The 24,655-nt window shown below is 66.5% G+C and carries 26 protein-coding genes and 1 tRNA gene; 19 read left to right on the forward strand and 8 right to left on the reverse strand.

The genetic code is table 11. The annotated features are described in order from the left end of the window. The first annotated feature begins 96 nt into the window (after positions 1-96). Positions 97-663: an HD domain-containing protein gene (locus JNUCC0626_RS35400; protein WP_394622175.1), complete on the forward strand. Its 567-nt coding sequence runs from the start codon at positions 97-99 to the stop codon at positions 661-663. Here JNUCC0626_RS35400 and JNUCC0626_RS35405 read toward each other — a convergent pair. Both JNUCC0626_RS35405 and JNUCC0626_RS35410 read right to left on the reverse strand, forming a co-directional pair. Next, complete coding sequence (locus JNUCC0626_RS35405; protein WP_394615078.1) at positions 648-1,121, reverse strand: NUDIX hydrolase; 474 nt, start codon at positions 1,119-1,121, stop codon at positions 648-650. The two genes, JNUCC0626_RS35400 and JNUCC0626_RS35405, sit on opposite strands and share 16 nt — an antisense overlap. A gap of 10 nt (positions 1,122-1,131) precedes the next feature. Next, positions 1,132-1,875, reverse strand: a complete 744-nt coding sequence (locus tag JNUCC0626_RS35410; protein WP_394615079.1) for a DUF5919 domain-containing protein — start codon at positions 1,873-1,875, stop codon at positions 1,132-1,134. Between the two features lie 158 nt (positions 1,876-2,033). Here JNUCC0626_RS35410 and JNUCC0626_RS35415 point away from each other — a divergent pair, with 158 nt between their 5' ends. The 9 genes from JNUCC0626_RS35415 (at position 2,034) to JNUCC0626_RS35455 (ending at position 8,107) form a co-directional block, all read left to right on the forward strand. Continuing rightward, positions 2,034-2,489, forward strand: coding sequence for a hypothetical protein (locus JNUCC0626_RS35415; RefSeq protein WP_394615080.1), 456 nt, complete (start codon positions 2,034-2,036; stop codon positions 2,487-2,489). Positions 2,490-2,492: 3 nt separating this feature from the next. After that, entirely contained in the window at positions 2,493-2,693 is a 201-nt protein-coding gene (locus JNUCC0626_RS35420; RefSeq protein WP_090066052.1) for a hypothetical protein, read from the forward strand. Further along, positions 2,693-2,953 carry a hypothetical protein gene (locus tag JNUCC0626_RS35425; RefSeq protein ID WP_394615081.1) on the forward strand — a complete coding sequence of 87 codons (261 nt, stop codon included), beginning with the start codon at positions 2,693-2,695 and terminating at the stop codon, positions 2,951-2,953. Before JNUCC0626_RS35420 ends, JNUCC0626_RS35425 begins: the two co-directional genes overlap by 1 nt. After that, positions 2,940-3,200 (forward strand): AMED_5909 family protein, encoded by a 261-nt coding sequence (locus JNUCC0626_RS35430; protein WP_394615082.1) that lies wholly within the window; start codon positions 2,940-2,942, stop codon positions 3,198-3,200. Before JNUCC0626_RS35425 ends, JNUCC0626_RS35430 begins: the two co-directional genes overlap by 14 nt. Positions 3,201-3,403: 203 nt before the next feature. After that, positions 3,404-3,622, forward strand: a complete 219-nt coding sequence (locus tag JNUCC0626_RS35435; protein ID WP_394615083.1) for a hypothetical protein — start codon at positions 3,404-3,406, stop codon at positions 3,620-3,622. A gap of 89 nt (positions 3,623-3,711) precedes the next feature. Then, complete coding sequence (locus JNUCC0626_RS35440) at positions 3,712-5,082, forward strand: FtsK/SpoIIIE domain-containing protein (protein ID WP_394615084.1); 1,371 nt, start codon at positions 3,712-3,714, stop codon at positions 5,080-5,082. Then, positions 5,079-6,683 carry a replication initiator gene (locus JNUCC0626_RS35445; protein ID WP_394615085.1) on the forward strand — a complete coding sequence of 535 codons (1,605 nt, stop codon included), beginning with the start codon at positions 5,079-5,081 and terminating at the stop codon, positions 6,681-6,683. Before JNUCC0626_RS35440 ends, JNUCC0626_RS35445 begins: the two co-directional genes overlap by 4 nt. An 18-nt stretch (positions 6,684-6,701) precedes the next feature. Beyond that, complete coding sequence (locus tag JNUCC0626_RS35450; RefSeq protein ID WP_394615086.1) at positions 6,702-6,896, forward strand: helix-turn-helix domain-containing protein; 195 nt, start codon at positions 6,702-6,704, stop codon at positions 6,894-6,896. Continuing rightward, complete coding sequence (locus JNUCC0626_RS35455) at positions 6,896-8,107, forward strand: tyrosine-type recombinase/integrase (RefSeq protein ID WP_394615087.1); 1,212 nt, start codon at positions 6,896-6,898, stop codon at positions 8,105-8,107. Before JNUCC0626_RS35450 ends, JNUCC0626_RS35455 begins: the two co-directional genes overlap by 1 nt. Before the next feature lie 79 nt (positions 8,108-8,186). Here the strand turns inward: JNUCC0626_RS35455 and JNUCC0626_RS35460 are convergent. Then, positions 8,187-8,262, reverse strand: a tRNA-Lys gene (locus tag JNUCC0626_RS35460). A 187-nt stretch (positions 8,263-8,449) separates the two neighbouring features. Here JNUCC0626_RS35460 and JNUCC0626_RS35465 point away from each other — a divergent pair. From JNUCC0626_RS35465 to JNUCC0626_RS35475, 3 genes are all read left to right on the forward strand, one after another. Beyond that, positions 8,450-9,523 (forward strand): aldo/keto reductase, encoded by a 1,074-nt coding sequence (locus JNUCC0626_RS35465; RefSeq protein WP_394615088.1) that lies wholly within the window; start codon positions 8,450-8,452, stop codon positions 9,521-9,523. Between the two features lie 100 nt (positions 9,524-9,623). Then, on the forward strand, positions 9,624-10,739 hold the full coding sequence (locus tag JNUCC0626_RS35470; RefSeq protein WP_394615089.1) for a serine hydrolase domain-containing protein: 1,116 nt from the start codon (positions 9,624-9,626) through the stop codon (positions 10,737-10,739). After that, a complete protein-coding gene (locus JNUCC0626_RS35475; protein WP_394615090.1) occupies positions 10,736-11,758 on the forward strand; it encodes a serine hydrolase domain-containing protein in 1,023 nt (340 codons plus the stop codon). Before JNUCC0626_RS35470 ends, JNUCC0626_RS35475 begins: the two co-directional genes overlap by 4 nt. Before the next feature lie 9 nt (positions 11,759-11,767). Here the strand turns inward: JNUCC0626_RS35475 and JNUCC0626_RS35480 are convergent, their stop codons facing one another. Then, a complete protein-coding gene (locus JNUCC0626_RS35480; protein ID WP_394615091.1) occupies positions 11,768-12,679 on the reverse strand; it encodes a CobW family GTP-binding protein in 912 nt (303 codons plus the stop codon). 138 nt (positions 12,680-12,817) lie between these two features. Between JNUCC0626_RS35480 and JNUCC0626_RS35485 the strand changes: the two genes are divergently transcribed. From JNUCC0626_RS35485 to JNUCC0626_RS35495, 3 genes are read left to right on the forward strand one after another with little or no spacing between them, the layout of a single operon-like run. Then, positions 12,818-13,348: a hypothetical protein gene (locus JNUCC0626_RS35485; protein ID WP_394615092.1), complete on the forward strand. Its 531-nt coding sequence runs from the start codon at positions 12,818-12,820 to the stop codon at positions 13,346-13,348. Between the two features lie 2 nt (positions 13,349-13,350). Continuing rightward, on the forward strand, positions 13,351-15,276 hold the full coding sequence (locus tag JNUCC0626_RS35490) for a flotillin family protein (protein ID WP_394615093.1): 1,926 nt from the start codon (positions 13,351-13,353) through the stop codon (positions 15,274-15,276). Beyond that, entirely contained in the window at positions 15,273-19,706 is a 4,434-nt protein-coding gene (locus JNUCC0626_RS35495) for a DNA repair ATPase (RefSeq protein WP_394615094.1), read from the forward strand. Before JNUCC0626_RS35490 ends, JNUCC0626_RS35495 begins: the two co-directional genes overlap by 4 nt. Here JNUCC0626_RS35495 and JNUCC0626_RS35500 read toward each other — a convergent pair. Continuing rightward, the gene (locus tag JNUCC0626_RS35500) at positions 19,696-20,211 is read right to left on the reverse strand and encodes a hypothetical protein (protein WP_394615095.1); all 516 of its coding nucleotides are present in this window, start codon (positions 20,209-20,211) and stop codon (positions 19,696-19,698) included. The genes JNUCC0626_RS35495 and JNUCC0626_RS35500 overlap by 11 nt on opposite strands. An 80-nt stretch (positions 20,212-20,291) precedes the next feature. After that, the gene (locus JNUCC0626_RS35505; protein WP_394615096.1) at positions 20,292-20,738 is read right to left on the reverse strand and encodes a PPOX class F420-dependent oxidoreductase; all 447 of its coding nucleotides are present in this window, start codon (positions 20,736-20,738) and stop codon (positions 20,292-20,294) included. Between JNUCC0626_RS35505 and JNUCC0626_RS35510 the strand changes: the two genes are divergently transcribed. Then, on the forward strand, positions 20,737-21,549 hold the full coding sequence (locus tag JNUCC0626_RS35510; protein ID WP_394615097.1) for an oxygenase MpaB family protein: 813 nt from the start codon (positions 20,737-20,739) through the stop codon (positions 21,547-21,549). The two genes, JNUCC0626_RS35505 and JNUCC0626_RS35510, sit on opposite strands and share 2 nt — an antisense overlap. A gap of 82 nt (positions 21,550-21,631) precedes the next feature. Continuing rightward, positions 21,632-22,447, forward strand: coding sequence for a glutamate ABC transporter substrate-binding protein (locus JNUCC0626_RS35515; RefSeq protein ID WP_394622176.1), 816 nt, complete (start codon positions 21,632-21,634; stop codon positions 22,445-22,447). On the opposite strand, the gene JNUCC0626_RS35520 is transcribed toward JNUCC0626_RS35515, so the two are convergent. Then, on the reverse strand, positions 22,444-23,571 hold the full coding sequence (locus tag JNUCC0626_RS35520; protein ID WP_394615098.1) for a L,D-transpeptidase: 1,128 nt from the start codon (positions 23,569-23,571) through the stop codon (positions 22,444-22,446). The two genes, JNUCC0626_RS35515 and JNUCC0626_RS35520, sit on opposite strands and share 4 nt — an antisense overlap. A 359-nt stretch (positions 23,572-23,930) precedes the next feature. Between JNUCC0626_RS35520 and JNUCC0626_RS35525 the strand changes: the two genes are divergently transcribed. Continuing rightward, positions 23,931-24,134, forward strand: coding sequence for a cold-shock protein (locus tag JNUCC0626_RS35525; protein WP_030477903.1), 204 nt, complete (start codon positions 23,931-23,933; stop codon positions 24,132-24,134). 90 nt (positions 24,135-24,224) lie between these two features. On the opposite strand, the gene JNUCC0626_RS35530 is transcribed toward JNUCC0626_RS35525, so the two are convergent. After that, on the reverse strand, positions 24,225-24,533 hold the full coding sequence (locus JNUCC0626_RS35530; protein WP_394615099.1) for a hypothetical protein: 309 nt from the start codon (positions 24,531-24,533) through the stop codon (positions 24,225-24,227). Between the last annotated feature and the right edge of the window lie 122 nt (positions 24,534-24,655).

Consider the following 24,655-nt stretch of genomic DNA (forward strand, 5'->3'; position numbering starts at 1 on the left):
ACACCGATTGCTTGTGGGACAGGTAGGATTATCACGATTGTCGGTTTCCGGTAGGAGCTGTGTAGCACGTCCAGCTTTCTTGACTTGGAGGGCCAGTTGGACCTTGTCTCGTGGGCTAGGGAGCTGAGTTGTCAAGTTCTCGCAGTCGAGCTTCCGCGTAGATGGGCGCACGTTCAAGGCGTCGCATACCGTGCGAGAATAGTGTCGGCAGTGCTACCTGGGTTAGACGGCGATCTGCTTATGGCGGCGGCGTATCTTCATGACATTGGCTATTCCTCGATGCTGGCGGAGACAGGATTTCATCCTCTTGATGGAGCCCGCTTTCTTAAGGAAAAAGGTGTGGAGGGGCGACTCTGTGCTCTGATCGCACATCACTCTTGCGCCTATAGGGAGGCTGAGCTTCGCGGGCTGTCTGCGGAGCTGGCTGAATGGACAGATGAACGGACGCTAGTGCGTGATGCCCTTTGGTGGGCGGACATGACGACCACGCCCGATGGTGAGAAAACAACCGTGCACGATCGGATCGAAGAGATTCAAAAACGCTACGGTCCAGAGGATCTCGTTACGTATTTCATCCGCCAAGCCAAGGGTGAACTGGTTTCGGCAGTTGAGCGCACGGAGAGTCGCCTCCGCGAGACCGGTGTCGACTACACTGCGAAGTAGGGCGTCGACCGTTCCTTGAACCCGTGCTCGATCCGAAGTCGGATGGACGGGTGGATATTGAGCGCGTCGAGGTCTCCGCGGCTTACCCAGTGAACTTCGCTGGACTCGTCGCTGGTCCGCAGTTCACCGCCGATCAGCCGTGCCCGGAAGCAGATGGAGAACTGCTGCCGTACCTCGCCGTCTGTGTACGCGATGACGTGCTTGGGGTCGGAGTAGACGCCGATGATGTCGATGGGCTCGACGTCAATCCCGGTCTCTTCCTTGATTTCGCGTACGACAGTGTGGCCGATGGTCTCGCCGACGTCCTGGGCTCCGCCGGGGATCGAGTACAGGTCGTTGTCGGTTCGCCGGATCATCAACAGCCGGCCGTGCTCGTCCTGCACGAACGCCGTGACCGCCACGACGATGTTGGTCGCCTTCGGTGCGTTCGGGTCGTTGTAGTGATCAGTGCGAGCCATGCCTACCTGCCTACCACTTCGGCGGCTTCGCGCCATCCCAGACGCCCTGGAAGCTCTCGGCGTACGTCTCGAACAAGTCGCCCCCGGACAAGCGTCGCAGGTGAAGGACCGGCGCGTGAGCTGCCATGAAGCCGTGCACGTGCGTGTTCACGAGCATCTCGTCATCGAAGCGGTAGATCGAGTTGTAGAGCGTCGTGCCGTGAACCCGGATCTCGACGCCGGACACCTCGGCCAGCGGCTTGTAGATCGCGAGGGCGTTCCGGATCTTCGCGCCAAGCGTGGCCTTGCCGATGCCCTCTTCCTCACTGCGGCGCGCGACCTCACGGCTTGCGGGGTCCCCGAGCAATAGCCGGATCTTGACGCCGCTCTCTGCCTTCTGACGAAGCGTCTTGATCAGGGCTGGGTTGTCCACCAGGAACATGCCGGCATAGACCAGGATCGAGATGCTGATCTTGGACTGTTCGATGAGGTGTCCCCAGATGTCGTGCGATACCGCGTGGCGGTGCGCGTAGACCTGCACGACCTCGGACTCGTTGATCTCTTTCTTCTTCTCCGGCGCGACCGCGTCCGGCCAGAGGTAGGTCTCGGTCTCGCGGACCATGGCGGCGATGGCGTGCCGGTGGCGCGGGTACGGCGTCCGGTCCTGCGTGATCCACCGTTCGACCGTCTTCGGGTCTACGCCGGTTGCCTTGGCCACCTCGTCGAGGCCCAAAGTGTTGCGCAGCAACGCATCCCGTAGGCGTTGGTTCGGCATGACCCACCCTCCGTACAACTAGGGACGACTTCAATGTAGCCGAGACGTCTGTAGTTGTCCTGTTGTGTGGTGTTGACGTCCTCTCGATTCGTCGAAAGTCGTACGTGTCGAGATGTCGGGGAGTGGCCCCGACCGGCACAAACGTCAGGAGAACGACGATGGCGATCACAGGTGGGAGCAGGTTCCCGGCGGGTCATGACTTCGTGTTCCCGAGGGGCGCGCTCGTGATGGGCGTCGAGCCCGTGCTCAAGTTCCAGTCGGCTGAGGAGCGCGCCAAGGGCCTCCCTGCCGAGCAGGAGAAAGACAAGGAGACCGGTCAGCTCGTGTGGTCCGTCCTGGTGATCGACCAGGCTGCGGAGCGCAAGGCGGACGCTGCGGTCACGGTCAAGATTTCGGCACCTCACCAGCCGGTGCCGCCGGAGGCGATTCCGGGTACGGACATCCGCCCGGCGATGTTCGAGGGTCTGACGGTGACGCCGTGGATCGATGACAAGGGCTGCCGTGGCGGCCACGTCGGTGAGCGTCACCGCTGCCGGGCGAAGCTGGGCTACAGCCTGCGGGCCACCGGCATGAAGGCCATCGTCGCGGCCAAGCCCGCACCCAAGGCGGCGTGATCCGTGCCCGACTTGATGCGCCTGCACCTGACGGCGAACCTGCCGATCCGGGTGGAACCGCTCGTCTTCGCTGGACGAGTCGAGTTCCGGCTGGGCAACGCGTTCCCTGCCGTCCTGGTGGTCGACGCGGAAGCGCTGCCCCGGCTTGCTGAGGCTGTGGCTGAAGGACAGACGGCCCTTGATGCGGCGCGGGGTGGTCAGTGATGGGGTTCAACGCCACCTGTACGCCTGGGCAAGACGCGGGCGCGGCCATGATCCGGGTGACGCCCGAGGTTCCGGCACTGGCCATCTACCTCGACCCCGTCAACATCGCGATCCAGCTCCCGCCCTTCCCCGGCGGCTCGGACGTGCTGATGCGGTTCTGCCGGGAGTTGTCGCGTGAGGCATCCAAGCTGGCGGATCACCTCGGCAGTCAGGAAGGCCGTCACGCCCTGGCGGAGGGAGATCCTGATGTCCGCAGTTGAGGCGATGCACTGGGGCCTTGCTGAGCAGGCTCGGACGCTGAGTGAAGCGCATGACGTGCTGAGCAAGCTCCTGCCCAGTCCCAAGTCCGCGCCCGCCGTGCTGAAGGACTACTACCTCCGGTCCGCCGCCATCTACGCCCGCGTCGCTGAGACCGATCGCAGCCACCACCACGAGGCCATGTACTGGGCGAACCGTGAGCGCGAGAAGGGGGAGGCGATCAAGGTCACGAAGACGGCGAAGAAGTAGCAGAGGTCCTTATTGGACAGAGCGCGTGACTCTGCTGGGTCATGTGGCGATGCCGCACGTCTTGTTGCGGTGCAAAGAGAACGTGAGACGCAGGAGCGGAACCCGGCTACCAACCTCGCCGCTCCTGCGTTGTCCACCCAACTCAGGAGTGAACAACGATGAGCGTAGAGCCTGAGCGCATCCGTGCGCTAGACGGGGATCGGATGATCTCCACCAGGCAGACCGTTTCCAGCTACGTCGTGATGCTCGACGGCGGCTCGCTGGAGACGATGGAACTCACCGCCATGCAGGCCAAGGGCTTCGAATGCCTCACCTGTCGGGCGCAGCACACTGCCGCTTCAGGAGCCTTCCAGCCTGTTGGGCGCATCCCGAGCGTGGGCAGCGTCTTCCAGTGCCTGACTTGCGCTGGCGGTGCGCGATGAAGGGCAACCGCTGGGTAGACCCCGCACCGTTTGAGGGTGCGCGTCCGCAGGTCCCTTGGTGGGTATGGCTTCCCGGCTGGGTAAAGCTTGTGCTCGTACCGTTCGGCCTGCTCTGGCTCGCTGTCGTCCTGGTCGTTCGGCTGGTCGTTCTGACGGTCCGGTACCCGGTCGCGGTCACGGCTGGCCTCGGTGGCTACGTCGCCTATCACCAGTTCGGGCTGTCGCCGTTGGTGATCGCGCTGCTGTCGCTCGTGTGCGCCCTGACCGTCTGGTACGGCCTTGATCGGGACTCGTTCCTGCGGCACGGCTGGTACCGCGTGCTGACTGAGTGGCGGCGGCTCACCGTGTACGTGCCACAGTGGCGCACCGTCATGCGGCTAGCGGAGCTGTCCAAGGACAACCGAGGGCGGGAGTACCGACCGAAGCTACGCCGCGTCCGGTCTGAGGGCTGGCGGGACAAGGTCCGGGTACGGATGATCCCGGCGCAGTCGCCGGAGCAGTGGGAGCTGCGGCGCGAGAACCTGGCGCACTCGTTCAACGCGCGGTCCTGCCGAGTGCGGGTGCTGAAGCCGCGCGTGCTTGAGCTCGACTTCATCCACGCTGACCCGCTGGCTCGTCCCGTCGCGGTGCCGCAGCTCGCCAACCCCGGAGAGGTCGACCTCAAGCGCGTGGTCGTCGGTCGCACGGAGACCGGGAAGCCCTGGCGGCTGAGGCTGCTCGGGTCTCAGGTGCTCGTGGTCGGCGTACCGGGCGCGGGCAAGGGCTCGGTGCTGTGGTCGATCGTGTGGCAGCTCGCCCCGGCTATCAAGGCGGGCATGGTGCGGCTCGTTGGGATCGACCCCAAGGGCGGGATGGAGCTGGGGCAGTGTCCGGACGCGTTCGAGAAGGTCGTCTACGACAACGGGCCGGAAGCTGTTGCCTTGCTTGAAGAAATCGCGGCGGAGGTCAAGGAACGCGCCGCTCGTTACCGGGGTATCCGGCGGCTCTGGGCGCGCAGCACTGGTGAGCCGTTCACGGTCCTGATCGTGGATGAGCTGGCAGATCTGATCGCCTACCAGGCGGATCGGAACCTGCGGGAGCGCGCGACGCGGGCTATTCAGACGATCACCTCGCAGGGGCGTGCACCTGGCTATGCCGTCGTCGGCCTGGTCCAGGACCCGCGCAAGGAGATCGTCGGCTTCCGGCACCTGTTCACCACTCGCGTGGCGCTGCGCCTCGACGAGCCGGTGCAGGTGGACATGGTCCTGGGCGACGGCGTCCGGCAACGCGGCGCTGCTGCGCACGAGATCAGCGAGAACACGCCCGGCGTTGCCTGGGGCAAGGAGGACGGGCAGCGCGAACCCGAGCGGGCGCGGGCCTTCAACGTCACCGACGCGGATCTAGTCGAGCTGGGTGCTTACCTCGCCCCGGCCACCGTCCACGAGTTCCCCGAGCTGACCGACGGGAGGGCTGCGGCATGACTGAGTACCTGACCCGATCCGAGCGGATGAAGCAGCCGGCCGCGCTCGACGTCGTCCGGGCAGTGGCTGAGGAACACGGCGTCTGCGTCCGGCCTCTGGCCAAGGAGCGGATCGACCTCGGCACCGGGCGCGTGGACATCGTGCCCGTGCCGTGCGGTTCGACGGTCGCGAGTGTCTGCCCCACCTGCGCGGAGAAGAACCGGCGTCTGCGGATGGCTCAGTGCCGTGAGGGGTGGCACCTGACCGAGGAACCGGACTTCACTCCGGACGCTCCGAGCGACGAACAGCGGGAGCTGACCGAGTACCGCGCTGACCTGGTCAAGGCCTTCCGCCTGGCCCTCGATGAGGGCGACGAAGTGGGCGCGGAAGAGGTGCGGGAAGAGGTCGCGGAGGTCGACGCCGAACTTCGGCAACTAGGAATCCGCGGTTCACTCCCCTCCCTGGAAGTCCCGGTCAAAGCAGCGCGGAAACGGTCCACCAGGCGTCGGCAGGACGCGCCCAACCTGCCTCGACGGCCGGTCAGCAAGCGCACGGTCGGGAAGGTGTTCGGGGGCAAGTACCAGCCTTCGACGTTCCTCACGCTGACGCTCGACACCTACGGCAAGGTGCGCAGCGACGGCACTCCGGTTGATCCGACGAAGTACGACTACCGGCGGGCCGCTCGGGACGCGGTGCACTTCGCGGCGTTGCTCGATCGGTTCGTGCAGAACCTCCGGCGCTGTGTCGGCTGGGAAGTCCAGTACTTCTCGGCGGTCGAGCCACAGCGTCGGCTTGCTCCGCACTGGCACGCGGCCGTTCGAGGATCGATCTCGCGGGCGGAACTGAAGGCGGTCGCTGAGGCCACGTACCACCAGGTTTGGTGGCCCGAGCACGACGAGATCAAGTACAGCGGTGACAACCTGCCGTTCTGGGATGTGCGGGCCAAGGGCTTCGTTGATCCGCAGACGCGAAGGGCCTTGCCTACCTGGGAAGAGGCCCTTGATGAGGTTGAGCGTCCGGCTCATGTGGCGCGCTTCGGCGTGCAGGTGCACTCCAAGGGCATCCTCGGCGGCACCGAAGAGGCCGGCCGTCACATCGGCTACCTGACGAAGTACCTCACCAAGAGCATCAACGAGTGCTTCGACGCGCAGACGCCTCGGCAGGAAGACCACGCTGAACGGCTGTGTGCGGAGCTGGCTGTGACGCCCTGTTCGCCGCAGTGTGCGGTGTGGCTGCTGTATGGCGTCCAGCCTCGTGGGGCTCGGCTGTCCACTGTGCCTGGCAAGTGCAAAGGCAAGGCGCACAAGCGAACCACGCTCGGCGTCGCCGGTCGGCGGGTCCTCGTGTCGCGGAAGTGGTCTGGGAAGTCGCTCGCGGACCACAAGCACGACCGGAAGACGTTCGTTCGGCAACTGCTCGCGGACGTCGGCATCAAGCCCGAGGACCAGGCGCAGCGCGTCGTCTGGAACAACGTCCAGCCCGGTGATCCGAACGTGCCGCCACGGGCGCACCTGCTGTTGAGCGCTGTCGCGGAACGTCGCAGGTGGAAGGCCGAATACACGGCCGCGCTGCTCGCATCCGCCGGGCCGCCAGAAAGTTCGGCAACTCCGCAGGCTGCTTGATCTAGGGGGAGAAACATCATGGAAGCACGCGAGTTTGAGCCACTGTGGACAGTCAGTGACGTTTCGGCCTACCTGAACGTCCCGGTCCACACGCTCTACGGCTGGCGCACGAAGAACTACGGCCCGCCCGCACGGCGCTTGGGGAAGCACCTGCGGTACCTGCCGTCCGAGGTTCGGAGCTGGTTCGAGCACCTGCTTGAGGAGGCTGCCTGATGGGACGGCCACCTCTCGACATCGGCACGTACGGGGCGATTCGTTGCTACCAGGAGGCAAAGGGCTGGCGTGCTCAGACGAACTATCGCGACTACGACGGCCAGACACGGCCGGTGCAGCGGCGCGGGAAGACCAAGACGGAGGCGGAGAGGAACCTCAAGAGGGCGTTGGCTGAGAGGAGGGCACCTGCCGGTGATGGGCTGACGCCTGACAGCCGGTTCAAGGAGGCAGCGGCTCTGTGGTTCGGCAAGTTCCAGGCGCTCGCCGATGCCGGCAAGCGGTCACCTGGCAGCGTCGACACCTACCGGAGCATTCTTGATCGTCACGTGCTGCCTGGCCTTGGTGAGCTGCGGATTCGTGAGATGACCGTGGCGCGGATCGACGCGTTCCTCCAGGCGCTGTGGCGATCGGTCAGCGTCGACACCGCCAAGACGGCACGGTCGGTGCTCTCCGGGGCGCTGAGGATCGCGGTCAGGGACAAGGCGCTCGACACCAACCCGGTTCGCGAGACGGATCGGCTGGAGGCTGGGCGCAAGAAGAGTCCGAGGGCGCTCACGCTGGAAGAACGGCTCTTGTGGCTCGAAATGCTGGAGTCGGACGAACAGGCCGTGAAGTGGGACCTTCCTGATCTGTCGCGCTTCATGATGGCTACCGGTGTCCGGATTGGTGAGGCGCTGGCCGTCTACTGGGAGGACGTCGACTTCGAGGCAGGCACGGTCGCGGTGAACTACACCGTGATCAGGGCAAAGGGCATCGGGCTGATCCGGAAGTCCACGAAGACGGAGGCTGGAGAACGGACGCTTCCGCTGCCTCGGTGGGCGCTGGACATGTTGAAGCGGCGTCGTGCGGTGACGCTCTTCCCGGACGGGCCGGTCTTCCCGAGCAGCCTCGGCGGCCTGCGTGACCCCTCCAACGTTCGGAGGGACCTCCGCAAGGCTCGCGGCGGGGAAGAGTTCGCATGGGTCACCTCGCACGTCTTCCGGAAGACGGCGGCGACCATCCTCGATGAGGCCGGCCTTTCGGCGCGCCTGGTCGCGGACCAGCTCGGCCACGCCCGGCCTTCGATGACGCAGGACGTCTACTTCGCCCGCAAGGTGGTCGACAAGCGCACGGCTGATGCTCTTGAGAGCGCGTTCGGCACGCCGAAACGAGACGCTGACGAGGGTGACGAGGACCAGGTCCAGGACGGTCCGCCCGATGCCGCAGCTTGAGAGTCAGAGGGGTAAAGCGTGCCAAAGGTGTGCCAGCGATCTTGAAATGCGAAACCCCCAGGCCTGTGACCTGGGGGTTTGGTGGGCCGCCAGGGACTCGAACCCTGAACCCGAAGATTAAAAGTCTCCTGCTCTGCCAATTGAGCTAGCAGCCCTCGCCGGGACAGCCTACCGATCTCCCCACCCGCATGTCCTCCGGGTTCCCAACCTCACCGTTGACGGACCCCGAAACCACCCGCAAGGAGGATCAGGCAAGAGCCCGACGGGATCGTCGTACCCCCACGCAGCCGCAACGGCTGGAATTGGAGGTGTCAGAAGACGAACTTGGAAGGGGCCAGCAAGATGCCGCTCGACCACTACGTGACCCTGGGCCGCTCCGGCCTCCGCGTCAGCCCGTTCGCCCTCGGTGCGATGACTTTCGGCGAGGACCCCGGGGCCGCCGGGTCCAGCGTCGAGGAGTCCGAGAAGATCCTCCGGACCTATCTGGACCGGGGTGGGAACTTCATCGACACCGCCAACTTCTACACCAACGGCCACTCGGAGAAGATCCTCGGCGACTTCTTCCGGAGCAGTGGCAACCGGGAGCGGGTGGTGTTGGCGTCCAAGTTCTTCTTCAACATGCACCCCGGCGATCCCAACGGTGGTGGGGCGGGGCGGACGTCGGTTCGCCGACAGTTGGAGGAGACGCTCAGGCGGCTCAACACCGACTACCTCGACCTCTACTGGCTGCACAACTGGGATCGGAGCACGCCTGTCGAGGAGACCATGCGAGCCCTGGACGATCTGGTGGGATCGGGCAAGGTCGGGTACGTCGGGTTCTCCAACGTGCCTGCCTGGGTCACGGCGCAGGCTCAGACGATGGCCCTGCTCAGGGGGTGGACGCCGCTGGTGGCGTTGCAGGTGGAGTACTCGTTGCTCGCGCGGACCGTCGAGGGTGAGATCGGTCCCATGAGCAGGGACTTCGGGCTGGCGCTGGTGCCTTGGAGTCCGCTCAAGAACGGGTTCCTCAGTGGCAAGTACCGGAGGAACGTGCAGGTAAAAGACTCGGAGCGGACCAAGTTCGTGGGCGGGCCCACGGACGAGGAGTTCGAGGTCATCGACGTGGTCACGAAGATCGCTGACGAGACCGGCACTACCCCGGCCGCGGTGTCGTTGGCCTGGCTGCGGCAGCGGGAGGGGACCGTGGTGCCGATCATCGGCGCGCGGAAGGTGGAGCACCTGGAGAGCAACCTCGAAGAGGTCGTGCTCACGGAAGAGCAGCTGAAAGAGCTCGACGTGGTTTCGCAGCCCGAGTTGAACTACCCGTCGCAGCTGCACGGGGAGTTGCGGGCCATGTTGCAGTTCGCCGGCACGACGGTGGACGGCGAGCCCTCGGGCGTCTACCCGCCGCTGCTGCAGAGCGACGTCAGGTACTGAGGTAGAGCCTGCTCCACCTCCGGAACGGAAGCGTGCGTGACTGCGGCAGGGCACCCGGAACCGGAAACCTGGTCCTCACCACGGCAAGGGGAGGCACAGGATGAAGAAGACGCTGGTAGGCGTGTTGGCGGCGGCCATGTTGTTCAGCGGAACGGCTTTGGCCGCGCCACCCAGCGGGCTCCAGGGCAGGCTCGACGGGCTGACGAAGGAGCACAAGTTCCCCGCGGCGCTTGGCACCACCACGCAGAACGGCGCGAGCACGGCCTACACGTCGGGGACGGCCGTGCGGGGCAAGAACGTGCCGGTGCCCAGGAACGGGCAGGTGCGGGCCGGGTCCAACACCAAGGCGTTCGTGGCCACCGTGGTCATGCAGTTGGTGGCTGAGGGCGAGGTCGAGCTGGACAAGCCGATCAACCACTACCTGCCGAACGCGGTGCAGGACGGCCGGATCACCGTGCGGCAGTTGCTGAACCACACCAGCGGGCTGGCCAACTACACGAACTACATGGGGCTCGACAAGTTCGAAGAGCAGCGGCACCGGTACTACGAGCCGCGCGAGCTGCTCGACATCGGCAACGCGCACCCCAAGACCGGTGAGCCCGGCGAGAAGTTCAAGTACAGCAACACGAACTACGTGCTGCTCGGTCTGCTGATCCAGAAGGTCACCGGACGGCCCGTCGCCGAGAACGTCGACAAGCGCATCGTGCAGAAGATCAAGCTCAAGGACACCTACTGGCCGGGCGTCGGTGAGGAAGGCATCCGCGGCAAGCACCCGCAGGGGTACTCGAAGACCGGCAACGGCATCGAGGACGTCACCGAGCTCGACCCGTCGTGGGGGTGGGCGGCGGGCCAGATCATCTCCACCACCAAGGACCTCAACACCTTCTACAGCGCGCTGCTGAACGGGAAGCTGGTTCCGCAGGCGCAGCTGAAAGAGATGCAGAAGACCGTCGAGACCAAGGGCGAGATGTGGGCCGGCGCGGAGTACGGGCTGGGCATCGCCAGCACGCCGCTCACCTGCGGTGGCCGGTACTGGGGGCACGGCGGCGACATCCACGGGTACGAGACGCGCGGTGGTGTCGCGCCGAACGGGCGGGCGTTCTCCGTTGCGGTGACTGCGTTGCCGGGCACCTTCCAGGACACGCCTGAGGAAGCGTCGAAGGCTCACGACGCCGTTCTGGCCACTGTGGACACTGCTCTGTGCGGTGCCAGGTGATCGCGGTCGCGGCGGTCACCGCGCTCGCACTGCTCGTGCCCCAGCAACTCGACCAGATCGTCGCCCAAGGCACGCCGGGTGTCGAGGCGCACGTCAACGGGCGCAACGAGGCGCGGGGCAAGGCGCCGGTCAACGGGCAGGTGCGGATCGGCAGCATCACCAAGTCGTTCGTGGCGGTGGCGACGCTCCAGCTCACCGCGGAGAAGAAGGTCGAGCTGGACGGGCCGGTCAACCGGTACGTGCCGCAGATCAAGGACAGCCGGATCACCGTCCGGCAGGTCCTGCAGCACACCAGCGGCCTGCCGGACTACGTGATGCAGATCGGCGTCCCGAAGATCGCGGACGTCCGGGACAGGTACTTCGCCCCGCACGACCTGCTCGACGTCGCGCTGAGCCAGTCGCCTGCCTTCCAGCCCGGTGAGAGGTACGAGTACAGCAACACCAACTACGTCGTCGCCGGACTGCTGATCCAGAAGGTCACCGGACGCCCGGTCGGCGAGGCCCTCGGCAAGGTCATCACCAAGGCGGGCCTCAAGGACACCTACTGGCCGAACCAGGGCGAGCAACGCCTCCGCGGCAAGCACGCCAGGGCGTACGCGCTGAGCGACCTGCTGGACCCGAAGTCCACTGTGGTCGATGCGACCGAGCTCGACACCTCGCAGGCTTGGGCGTCCGGCGCGATGGTCTCCACACCGCAGGACGTCGCCAGGTTCTTCCAGCGACTGCTCGACGGCAAGATCCTCGCCAAGCCGCAGCTCGACGAGATGCGCAAGACGATCACCGTCGACGAGAAGAGCGCCTACGGCCTCGGCATCGAAAGCACGAAGCTCAGCTGCGGTGGGGTCTGGTGGGGCCACGGCGGGTCGATCCACGGCTGGGGCTCGTTCGGCGGCGCGACGGACGGCGGCAACCACGCGGCGGTCACGCTCACCGCGCTGCCCGGCACGTTCGGCGACGACCCGGCCAGGAAGTTCCAGCAGATGTTCGACGTGATCGACACCGCGCTCTGCAAGAAGTAGGAGCAGGCGTCAGCGGGCGTACCGGAGCACCCAGAGCATCTCCTGCTCGGTGACCGGTCCGTCCGCCACGCACGCCAGCAGCCAGTCCGTCAACGCCTCCGCGTCGATGCCCGCCCCGATCAGCACCAGCTGAGTCGGGGCGTTGTCGTCGACCGGCGTGAACGACACGTAGGCGCCGACGGTCTGCAGCATGAACGTGCCGAGCGGGAACCGGACGAAACCCTTGGTGCGGAACAACCCCTCCGGCCGCGCCGCCAGGAAGTCCATGAACAGCTTGGGGTGCAACGGTTCGTCGCACTCGAAGGACACGCTGTCGTACGAGGCGTGCGCGTGCGTCGAGTGGTCGTCCAGGTCGTCGAACGACAGCTGCCGCGGCCCGAGGTCGGGCGGCCGCACCTCGAACAGCAGCGCCGGGTCGATCTGCCCGAAAGACACGGGCAGCACCGGCACCGAACAGGGCAAAGCAGGCAAAGCGGAAACCCGGTCGACCTTGTTCAGCACCACCAGGTCGGCCATCGCCAGATCGCGCTCCAGGTGCGGCACGGCCGAGAGCTCCACCGCGTCGGCCACGTAGATCAGCCCGCCGTACGACACCCCGGAAGCGGCCGCGACCATCCGCACCATCGCCGCGGGCTCGGCCAGGCCGGACGCCTCGATCACGATCACGTCCAGCTCGGCGGACGCCAGCTTCGCGAGCATCTCCTCCAGCTCGGAGCCGTCGACCGCGCAGCACAGGCAGCCGTTCGAGAGCGACACCATCGAGTCGACCTGGGCCGACACCGAGAACGCATCGATGTTGATCTTGCCGAAGTCGTTCACCACCACGCCGATCCGCGTGCCGCCGGACGTGCGCAGCAGGTGGTTGAGCAGGGTGGTCTTGCCGGCACCGAGGAAGCCGGCGAGCACGACTACGGGGATCACGACACCCGAGGCTAGCCGGTGCACGGCGCGTGGTCCGGATGGGTCAGCGGTGTCCGATTCGGACAGCGATCGGATTGATTTACAGCGAAGTGCAACGAAAACGGCCTCCCGCGCATCAAAATGACGAGAAGGGGGGCGATGATGACCGAGTTCCTGGCTGCCGCACTGGCGTTTCCGACTGTCGTGTTCAGCTTCCTGTTGCTCATAGTGCTGGCTTACTGGCTCACCGTGGCGTTGGTGGGGCTCGACTTCGACGCCCCCGTGATGCCGATCTCCATCTCCGTGTTCATCGTGTTCACGTGGTTCGCCGCGCTGGTCGGCACGGTGTACACGCCGGAGGGCAAGCTCAGGTACGCGGTGTTCGGGGGCGCGCTGCTGGTCGGCGCGCTGGTCACGCGGATCCTTCTCATCCCGGTCCGGAACTGGACGCGACCGGAGAAACCGGCGTCCCGCAACGACTTCGTCGGCCGCACCGCGATCGTGCGGACGGCCAGGGTCACCGAGCAGTACGGGCAGGCCGAGGTGACCGCCGACGACGGCGGTACGGCGGTCGTTCAGGTCAGGGCTGCGCAGAGCACCGACCTCAAGGCGGGACAGACCGCGTTGATCTTCGACTACGACGCCGAGGGCGAGTTCTTCTGGGTCGTGGACATCACCACAGGGGGCTGAACATGGGAGCGATCTCGACAGGGCTGATCGTGATGATCGCCGTGTGCGCGGTTGTGCTGATCTTGGCGTTGATCACGCTGAGCAGACTTTTCAAGAAGTGCGAGCAGGGCAAGGCGCTGATCGTCTCGAAGATGCGCAAGGTCGACGTGACCTTCACCGGCACCGTCGTGCTGCCGGTGCTGCACCGCTGCGAGACGATGGACATCTCGGTGAAGACCATCGAGATCCGCCGGGCCGGCAACGAAGGCCTGATCTGCAAGGACAACATCCGCGCCGACATCCGCATCACGTTCTTCGTGCGGGTCAACAAGACCGTCGAGGACGTCATCAAGGTCGCGCAGGCGATCGGCACCGAGCGCGCGAGCCACGAGCAGACGTTGCAGGAGCTGTTCAACGCCAAGTTCTCCGAGGCGCTCAAGACCGTCGGCAAGCAGCTCGACTTCGTCGACCTCTACACGCACCGCGACGAGTTCCGCGACCGGATCGTCCAGGTCATCGGCACCGACCTCAACGGCTACAGCCTCGAGGACGCGGCCATCGACTACCTGGAGCAGACGCCGCTCAAGCAGCTCGACCCCGCGAACATCCTGGACGCGCAGGGCATCCGCAAGATCACCGAGCTGACCGCGATCGAGCACGTCAAGACCAACGAGTTCACCCGCAACGAGGAGAAGGAGATCACGCGCCAGAACGTCAGCGCGCGTGAGGCCATCCTCGAGCTCGAACGCCGTCAGGCCGACGCGGAGATCAAGCAGAAGCGCGAGATCGAGACCGCCCGCGCGCAGCAGGAGGCCGAGACGCAGAAGGTGCAGGCCGAGGAACGCCTCAAGGCCAACACCGCGTTCATCCGCACCGAGGAACAGCTCGGCATCCAGACCGAGAACAAGGCCCGCGAGATCGCCGTCGCCGAGAAGAACCGCGAGCGCGTGATCGCCGTCGAGACCGAGCGCATCGAGAAGGACCGCCTGCTGGAGGTCATCGCCCGCGAACGCGAGACCTCGCTGCGCATGATCGAGAAGGACAAGGAGCTCGAGCACGAGCGCCGCGCGATCGCCGACCTGGTGCGCGAGCGCGTCGCCGTCGAGAAGACGGTGGCCGAGCAGGAGGAGAACATCAAGCGCCTGCGTGCGGTCGAGGAGGCCGAACGCGAGCGCCAGCAGATCGTGATCCGCGCCGAGGCCGAGGCGCAGGAGTCGCTGGTCAAGGACATCAAGGCCGCCGAGGCTGCGGAACAGGCCGCGCAGCACAAGGCCCGCGAGGCCGTCGTGCTCGCCGAGTCGCGCCAGCAGGCCGCCGACCTCGACGCCCGCGCCAAGATCCGGCTCGCCGAGGGCACGCAGGCCGAGGCCGCCGCGAAGGGCCTGGCCGAGGCCCAGGTCAAGGAACGGGACGCCGCCGCGTCCGAGGCGCTCGGTCGCGCCGAGGCCGTGGTCGACCGCGAGAAGGCGCTCGCCGACGCGGAGGGCATCAAGGAACGCCTCAAGGGCGAGGCGGAAGGCTTGTCGCACAAGGCAGAGGCGATGGCCGCGCTCGACACCGCGACCCGCGAGCACGAGGAGTACCGACTGCGGCTCGAGGCGGAGAAGGAGATCCGGCTCAAGGGCATCGACGTGCAGCGCCAGGTCGCCGAGGCCCAGGCCATGGTCCTCGCGGCCGGACTGGAGAAGGCCGACATCGACATCATCGGTGGCGACACGGTCTTCTTCGACAAGATCGCGAACGCCATCACCGCGGGCAAGCAGGTCGACGGGTTCGTCGGCAACTCCGACGTCGTGCAGGCGTTGGGCGCCAAGTGGATGGACGGGACCAGCAACTTCCCGGAGGACCTCACCAAGATCCTCAGCTCGTTCACGACCGGTGACGCGCAGAACCTCGCCGCGGCGATCGCGCTGACCCAGATGGCCAAGAACAACGGCCAGAACGCATGACGGCATCCACCCCTTCTGGGCTGGACGCCGGCACTTACGAGGTGCTGCGGGCTCGGCTGGCCGACCAGGCCGCCGAGCTCGCCCGCAGCACCGAGGCGCTGAACGACCAGCGCGTCGAGACGTTCGGCAGCACGGCCCTCGAACTCGCCGCCACCGAACGCATCCGCACCGAGAACAACTGCGTGCCGCGCGACATCGTGGCACTCGGCGACGTGATGTTGTTCGGCTACAACGTGTTCATGGGCCTCAAGCCCGAGACCAAGGTCGGCGACGTCTTCGCGGCGCACGGCAGGGACTTCGCCGCGGTCGAGGCGGAGTTCCTGAAGGACCCGAGGTTCCTCAACGACTTCGCCGAGCTGTACCGGTACTACCGCGAGACGCGACTGCTCCAGCTGCGCATCGTCGAGCAACGGCTGCTCGCGGTGTTCCAGACGGGCGTCCGGATCGAGGACCTGCACGTCCTGCGCTGGGACGTCAAGGTCGACGGCACGGTCACCTACGTCGACAACCGGGGCGACCGCGACCACGTCTTCCCGCCCTCGCACGACTTCAGGTGGGTCGAGACGACCCGCGAGCAGCACGTGCTCGGCCGCCACCCGCACATCGCGATCGACAACGAGGTGTTCGTCGAGACGGTCGGCGGCACGCTCACCGTCAAGATCGAGAACAACACCGAGTCCGGCCAGGGCGTCTACGAGGAACCGGTCGACGAGCCGCTGCAGAGCCTCGCGGACGCCGAGATCCACTACGCCCGCGTCGGCCCGCTGATCCTGCTGAAGATCCTGCCGTACAAGGAGACCACGCCACGGCACCTGGTCTTCAACACCCGCACCAAGGAGGTCACGCGGCTCGACGGCATCGGCCAGGCCTGCCAACGACTTCCCGAGGACCAGGGGATCATCTTCCCCGGCGGCTACTACCTCGTCACGGGCGCGGACAAGACGTTCGACGTCGACACCGACGAGCTGGAGTTCGAACGGGTCGTCAAGTCCGCGAACGGCGAGGACGTGCTGTTCGTCTACCACGCCCGCCGCGAGGGTCGCAGTCTTCTGCTGCCCTACAACGTGATCCGCAAGGAAGTCGCCACCCCGATCACCTGCCACGGCTACTCGCTCTTCGCCGACGGCACGCTCGTGGTCTTCCGGGAGACCAGCTCCGACGCCGTGCGCGTGCACCCGATGCAGGTGTGGCGCACGCCGTTCATGGCCGACGAGACCCTGCCCGACCAGGCGGGGCCGCTCGCCCGCATCGGCAACGCCGAACTGGTCCGCGGCATCTCGGACTGCCTGTCCATCACCAGGATGAGCGCCGAGATGACCCCGACCGCGCCGGTGTTCGAGGGCCTGATCGCCCTGTGCACCAGGGTGATCGACGGCGTGTTCTGGCTCGACGAACTAGGGCTCAGGCAGGACGTCCTGGCCGTCCGCGCCACCGCCGAACAGGTGCTGGACGAGTTCGAGGCCGTCCGCACCCTCACCGAGCACGCCGCGCAGCAGCTCCACGAGGCCGCCGAGAAGCTGGCGTCGCTGATCAGGCTCGCGAGGTCGGCCGCACCGCGCAGCGCCGACGAGTGGGTGCGCCTGCTCGCCGACCTGAGGTCCGCCCAGGGCCGCCTGATCACGTTGAAGGACCTCAAGTACGTCGACCTAGGGGAGATCGACCGGCGGGAAGCCGAACTGGTCGAGGAACTCGGCGCGTCGGCCCGCCGCGCCGTCGCGTTCCTCAGCGGTGAGGGCGCGTTCTCCCAGTACCACGAGGAGATCGAGCAGATCGCGGCCGCAGAGCTCAAGACCGCGGCCGAGGCGAAGCCGTTGCGTGAACGTCTGGCGCAGCAGCAGAGCGGTTTGGAGGTGCTGACCGAGGTCGTCAGCACCCTCGACGCCGCCGACACCACGACCCGCACCCAGATCCTCGCGAGCATCGGCGAGGTGCTCGCCGCGGTCAACCGGGCACGGGCCACTGTGGACGGTCGCCGCTCCCAGCTCGCCAACGCCGAGGGCCGCGCCGAGTTCGCCGCGGAGTTCGCACTGCTCAGCCAGGCGATCACGGGCGCGCTGTCGGTCGCGGACACCCCGCAGCGCTGCGACGACCAGCTCGGCCGGCTGCTGTTGCAGCTGGAGAACCTGGAGTCGCGGTTCGGCGAGTTCGACGACTTCCTCGCGCAGGTCGGCGCCAAGCGCACGGACGTCTACGAGGCGTTCTCCGCCCGCAAGCAGACCCTGCTCGACGAACGGGCGCGCAAGGCCGACCGGCTCGTCCAGTCGGCCGAACGGGTCCTCGGCACGATCCGTCGCCGCGTCGGCAAGCTGACCTCGACGGACGAGATCAACACGTACTTCGCGGGCGACCCGATGGTCGCCAAGGTCCGCACGGTCGCCGAACAGCTGCGGGAACTCGGTGACGTCCGGGCCGACGAGCTCGACGCGAGTCTGCGCGATGCCCGGCAAGAGGGAGGCCGGGCGCTGCGGGACCGGGCCGATCTGTACGACGGCGCGTCGATCGTGCTCGGTCGTCATCGCTTCCCGGTGACGACCGAGCCGATGAACCTCACCCTCGTCCCGCGCGACGGCAGGCTGTACTACGCCGTCACCGGCACCGACTACCGCAGCGAGGTCACCGACAGCGGATTCGCCGCCACCAAAGGCTTCTGGAACCAGCTCCTGGTCTCCGAGACCGACGCCGTCTACCGCGCGGAACACCTCGCCGGCAGCCTGCTCGCCGAGGGCCGCACGGACGTCGTGAACGCCGCCGCGGAGCGTTACGACGAGGGCTACGAGAAGGGCGTCCACGACCACGACGCCGAGAAGATCCTCGCTGTCCTGCAACGACTTCACGCGGGCGCCGGACTGCTCAGGTACCCGCCGCAGGCCCGTGCGGAAGCCCAGCTCTTCTGGGCCGGGCAAGAAGAAGCCCAACGTGCCGTGTGGCAACGGAAAGCCGAGTCGCTCGCCCGCGCACGCACGATCTTCGGTGGCACGCACGGCATCCCGGAGCTGACGAAGCAGTTCGGGCTCAACGAACTCGCCGCCGAGTACCTCTTCGAAGAACTCGCCTGCGAGCCAAGAGGATTCGTCACCAGCAAGGCAGCGCGAGCCGTGATCGACAGGTTCCGCGCGGTCGTGCACGAGGAACTCCACGACCGCGACCTCATCGAGGCGTGGCTCAGCGCGTTCCTCAAGGACGAGGACTGCCCGGAGTTCCCCGAGGTCGTCGCGATCCTGCTCACCGACCTGCCCCGGTACGACTCCAGCGCGTCGCTGACCGAGACCGTCACGGGCCTGCTCGGCACGCACCCGCGCGTGCACAACCAGTCGATGGACCTGCGCCTGGACGAAACCCTGACCAGGCTGAGGGCCTTCACCACCGACCAGGTCCCGGCTTTCCGCGCCTACCAACGCAAGCGCGACGAGCTGCTCGCCGAGGAACGCCGCCGGCTCAGGCTCGACGACTACAAACCCGCGGTGCTGAACACGTTCGTGCGCAACAGGTTGCTGAACGAGGTCTACTTGCCGTTGATCGGCGACAACCTCAGCAAGCAGCTCAACGACGGCACGGGCCTGCTGATGCTGATCTCCCCGCCCGGCTACGGCAAGACGACGCTGATGGAGTACGTCGCGAACCGCCTGGGCATGGTGTTCGTCAAGGTCAACGGCCCGGCGCTGGGCACCGGCGTCACCTCGCTCGACCCGGCGGAGGCACCGAACGCCACCGCGCGCCAGGAGGTCGAGCGGATCAACTTCGCGTTCGCGCTGGGCAGCAACGTCCTGCTGCACCTGGACGACATCCAGCACACCTCACCGGAGTTGCTGCAGAAGTTCATCTCGCTCTGCGATGCCCAGCGCCGCATCGAGGGGGTCTGGGACGGCGAGCCGCGCACGTTCGACCTGCGGGGCAAGCGCTTCGCGGTGTCGATGGCGGGCAACCCGTACACCGAGACGGGTCGTGCGTTCCGCGTCCCGGACATGCTCGCGAACCGCGCGGACGTGTGGAACCTCGGTGACGTGCTGTCCGGGCGCGACGAGCTGTTCGCGTTGAGCTACCTGGAGAACGCGTCGGGCTCGAACCCGACGCTGGGCGGTGTCGACGTGGAACCGTTGGTGCGCCTGGCGAACGGCGAGAGCGTCCGGCACGACCACGAGACGGTCGAACTCGACCGGCTGCTCTCGGTCGTGCGGAAGCTGCGCCGGATCCAGGAGGTCGTGCTCAAGGTCAACCAGGCGTACATCGCGTCCGCCGCCGACCCGTCCGAGCGGCCGTTCCTGTTGCAGGGCAGCTATCGCAACATGAACAGGATGGCCGCGCGGATCGTGCCGGCGATGAACGACGCCGAGGTGGAGGCGTTGATCGACGACCACTACCTGGGCGAGGCGCAGCTGCTCGGGTCGCTCGCGGAAGCGAACCTCGCGAGGCTGCGCGCGCTCAAGGCTTGACGTCGCAGTTCAGTTCGAACCGGTCGAAGTGATCGAACCGGCCGTCCTCGGGACCCCGCAGGTCGGCCGGTTCGATCTCCAGCTCGTCCAGGAAGTCGCAGAACTCCTCGTCGTCCAACGGCCACTTCAGGCAGTGCTTGAAGTCGTCGCCGAACAGCTTCGAGTCACAACGCAACAGGTCGTAGAGGTTCGGCCGGGGCTTGCTGCCCGGTTTCGGCGGTGGCGGTGGCGGCCGATGACCGGGAGGCGGCGGCGGAGGCCGGTCCTCACCCGCGGCCGGAGGAGGCGGCGGGGGCGGTGGCGGAGGTGGCGGCCGCTGGACCCCGACGGCGGAGACGGTGGTCGTGGCGGTCGCGATGACGATCTCGGGCGGTGGCGGCGGCGGGGCGACGAGACGGATGTCCACGGGCTTGTCCGGGGGTGCCGAGAACAAGGCCGCGATCAGGGCAGCGCCCATCACCGCAACCGCCGCGGCGAAGTAGCCGCGGCGTCTGACACCTGCCATCGCTTCCGCTCCCCAGGTTCCGCCTGCCCGGTAGCCGCCGTCCCCGTGGAATCGTTGTCCCCGCTAACGGTGTTACAGGCTCACCCGGTCCTGTCCGGTCCGGCGGAGGTGAGCGAAATCCGCAGGATCACGCGCTGTTCACGTTTCATCGCGGCCCGGTAGTCGTTCCAGTCCTGGTGCTCGCCGGAGATCGTTCGGTAGTAGGAGACCAGCAGGTCCATGGCGTCGGGCAACGGCACGATCGTCGCGGTTCCGTTGAGCTGGATCCACCGGCCGAAGAAGCTGTCCGGCAGCACGCACAACGAGACGTGCGGATCACGTTGGACCTGCTTCGTCTTGTACGCGGTGGCGCGCGTGGAAACGAGCACGTCCCCGTTGTCGTCCAGCGCGACGAGCACCGGCGACATGGCCGGCGTGCCGTCGGACTTGATCGCGCAGAAGACCGCGCGGTGCTGAGTGCGGAGCACGTCCCGTGCCTGGTCCAGGTCCATGGTCTTCATCCTGGCGAGGCGGGACGATGTCCGCATGCCAGATCCGAACTCCGTCAGCTGGCAGATGCACGCGGACCCGACGATGTGGATCGCCGGGATCGCGAGCCTCTACCTGCAAGCGTTGCACCCCAAGGCTGTTGCCGGCGTGGTGCAGAACTCCAACTTCCAGGCCGACCCGCTCGGCCGGCTCAAACGCACGGCGGACTTCGTCGGCCTCGGTGTCTACGGCACCGACGAGGACATCGCGGCCGCGGCGGCCAGGGTCAGGGCCACGCACCGGAGTCTGCGCGGTGTCGTTGACGGCCGAACGTTCCGAGTGGACGAACCCGAACTACTGCTTTGGGTTCATTGCTCCGAGGTCTTCTGTTTCGAGTCCGTTCTCTCCCGCGCGGGCTACGGACTGACCGATCGGCAGAAGGATCGCTACTACTCGGAGCAGCGTTTCGCCGCCACCCTCGTCGGTCTGCACGAGGACGAGGTCCCGGGTTCGCGCCGGGAAATGCTCGACTACCTCGAACGGATGCGTCCAAACCTGCGCCGAACGGACGAATCGGACGTGATTTACGACTTCTTGCACGGACCACCTGTGCAAGGTTGGGTCCGGCACGGACTGCCCGTGTACCGGGTTGTAGTAGGCCACCTGGCGTACTCGGTGCTACCCGACTGGGCGCTCGAACTACACGGCCGCGAACCGTACGAACGTGCCGACCTGTGGCTGAAAATGCTGCGCCGAGCTGCCCTTTTGGTCCCCGGCAAGATCAGGAGGCTGGCTCCGCCCGGCCATCTCAGGCACGCGATCGAACGTCACGGGAAGCATGTGACACCGAACAAAGCACGCCTTCCCTAGATGTCATACATCACAGTCGATCATCGCCGCAGGTCCGTAGCATTGCGCACGAATCCACCACACCCCCGGAAGGCCTGTCGTGATCCGTCGTGCCGCGCTCCTGACTGCCGTAGCGGTGTTCGCCACCGCCTGTGGGAGCGGTGACACCAGCACAGTCATCGGACGTGCCGACTCCGGGAAGCTGACCATCGGCATCCGTTACGACCAGCCGGGCCTGAGCCAGCGGCGCCTCGACGGCCGGTACGTCGGCTTCGACGTCGACGTCGCCAAGTACGTGGCGAGCGAGTTGGGCGTGAAGGAAAGCGGGATCACGTTCAAGGAGGCCCGCGGCGCCGCCCGCGAGTCGATGCTGGAGAACGGCGAGGCAGACCTGATCATCGCCTCGTACTCGATCACCGACGCCCGCAAGGAGAAGGTGGCGTTCGCCGGCCCGTACTTCGAGACGGGCCAGGGCATGCTGGTGCGCTACACCGAGGAGTCCATCCAGGGCCCGGAGACCATGAACGGCCGCAAGCTGTGCTCGGTCAAGGGTTCCACGTCGGCGCAGAAGGTGAAGACGGACTTCGCGCAGCAGGTGCAGATCGTCGAGTACGGCCAGTACTCCGACTGCGTAATCGCTCTCATGGCGGGCAACGTCGACGCCGTCACGACCGACGAGGTCATCCTCGCCGGGTTCGCGGCGGAGAACCCCGAACTGCTCAAGCTCGTCGGCAAGACGTTCTCCAAGGAGCGGTACGGGATCGGCGTTCCCAAGGGCGACACCGAGTCCCGGGACGAGGTGAACTCCGCGATCGAGAAGATGATTTCGAGCGGGGAGTGGAAGCGGGCCCTCGAACGCAACGTCGGTCCGTCCGGGTACGAGATCCCGCAGCCACCCACCATCACCGAGAAGTCCTAGTTCGTCGCCGCCGACTTCGACGTCCAGGTCGCCCAGTCGATCGTCCACTCCCAGAAGTCGCCGGGAGCGACGCCGGCCGGGTCGGTCGCGCCGAGCTGGATCGTCGAACCGGTGACCTCGACCGGGTCGCCCACCATCGTCAGGTCGTAGAAGACCTTCGCGTTGTCACCGGACAGGTTCGCGCAGCCGTGCGACACGTTCTCCCGGCCCTGCTTGTCGATCGTGCCGTTGTTCTCGTGCACGAACTCGCCGTTCTGGGAGATCAGCACCGCCCAGGTGACCGGGATGTTCTCGTAGTTGAACGCCCGGTTGGTCATCAGCCGCGACGCTTCCTTCTGCTGCACCACGTGGATGCCGGAGCGGCTCACCCGGCCCGGGACGCTCTCCTTGCCGTAGGACGCGGGGAAGTCGTGCAGCAGCGTGCCGTCCCGGTAGATCTCGAACCGCTTGGTCTGCGTGTTCGCCTTGGCCACCAGCGCGCGGTCCGCGATCTTGAACTCCGCGTGCATGTCCGCCTTGCCGTACGCGCCACCGCCGAACGGGACGCCGTAGACGTCGACGTCCAGTCGCACCTCGGTGTTGGGCTTCCAGTACTCACGCGGCCGCCAGTGCGCCTCGGTGTCGGACAGCCAGGCCCACGCGCCCTCGGTCGCCACGGACGTCTTGACGGTCATGGCCTTCTGCACGGAGGCCTTGTCCTGCACCGGCGCGCTGAAGGTCACCTTCACCGGCATCGCGACACCGTACGTCTGGTGGTCGCCGACGTTCAGCTTCGCGCTGGTCAGCTTGGCGGGCTTGACCGTGCGGAACGAGCCACTGACCGGCACCTCGCCGCCGTCCTCGCCCTTGGCCGAACCCGACCACGTGTAGAGCTTGTCGTAGCCCAGGTCCTCGGTCGCGACCCAGCGCCCGGCGGTGAGTTCCCCCTTCACCGCAGTGCCCTCGGCGTTCGTGAGCGCGACCGCGGTGAGCGCGCCACCCGTCACGCCGACCTCGAACGGACCGGCCGGGCTGATCCCCTCACCCGACGCCGGCGTCACCGTCAGCGCGGCCTTCGCCTTCTCCTGCGTCTGCTCGATCTGTGCGGTCGACGCCCCCTCGGGCGCGGCGCTGCACGCCGTCAATCCCAGCAGTGCAACCAAAACCAGTGGCCTGAACACGTGCTCCCCCAAGATCCCCTCGTCCAATGCTGAAGAGGACGCACGGAGGTGGAACACGTTGCTTCGCCGATTGCGATCACCCACCTGGACCAGCGGGTTTGCGCCTATTGAGGCACGCAACTGGCCAGTAATGACCTGTAGTGCTATGACCAATCACACGTTAGGCTGACCCGCGCAGGCCGTGGTTTCTGTGTTCGTGCTTCACACGCTCGCGGAACGACACGCGGGCGTGCGGTGCGCTCTCAGCGAGTTTGCCGAACGCCCCCGGGACGGCCGGGGTTGCAAAGTGCAGCCCCAAGCTTTCCTGCGATGGAGGCAGGTTCATGGCACAGGGCACTGTCAAGTGGTTCAACTCCGAAAAGGGCTTCGGCTTCATCGCCCAGGACAACGGCGGCGCTGACGTCTTCGTCCACTACTCGGAGATCCAGGGTCAGGGCTTCCGCACCCTGGAGGAGAACCAGCGAGTGGAGTTCGAGGTCGGCCAGGGCACCAAGGGTCCGCAGGCCCAGAACGTCCGCGCGGTCTGAGTTTCTGAGCAAGACGCCGCACTAAGCCGTACGTGAGAAGGACCCTCTACCGGGCTCGGTAGAGGGTCCTTCTTCGGTCTAGGCCTGGTCCTAGTGGCCGCGCTGGCGCGCTTCCCACTCCAGGCGCTGCATGACCCACTCCGTGGCAAGAGCCTGCGGGGAGGTCTGACGTTCGGCGGCGAGCTCCTTGAGCTGCTCGTTGGCCATGAGTTGCAGCCTCAGCTGGTACACCTGCGCACTGCCGAAGCCCGACGCGGTCGTTTCGTTGTCCGCGTCCGGGGCCAGGGCGGCCAGGTATGAGGTCAGCTCCTCGTCGTGCGACGTCTCCGGCTGCTGCGGTTCTTCCGCAGCGTCGCGGTGACGGCCGGACTTGGAGCGTCCGAGAGATCCGATAGGCACCGGAACACGATAACGGCTCGGTCACGGAACCCAAACCCCTGTGACCCGGGTCACCCCAAGGTGTAAATGGGTCTACTCAGAGTGGATCTCCGGAAGGGCGTCCGCGGACATGGAGAGGCCCC

Source organism: Lentzea sp. JNUCC 0626, from assembly GCF_043632865.1.
Lineage (GTDB): Bacteria > Actinomycetota > Actinomycetes > Mycobacteriales > Pseudonocardiaceae > Lentzea.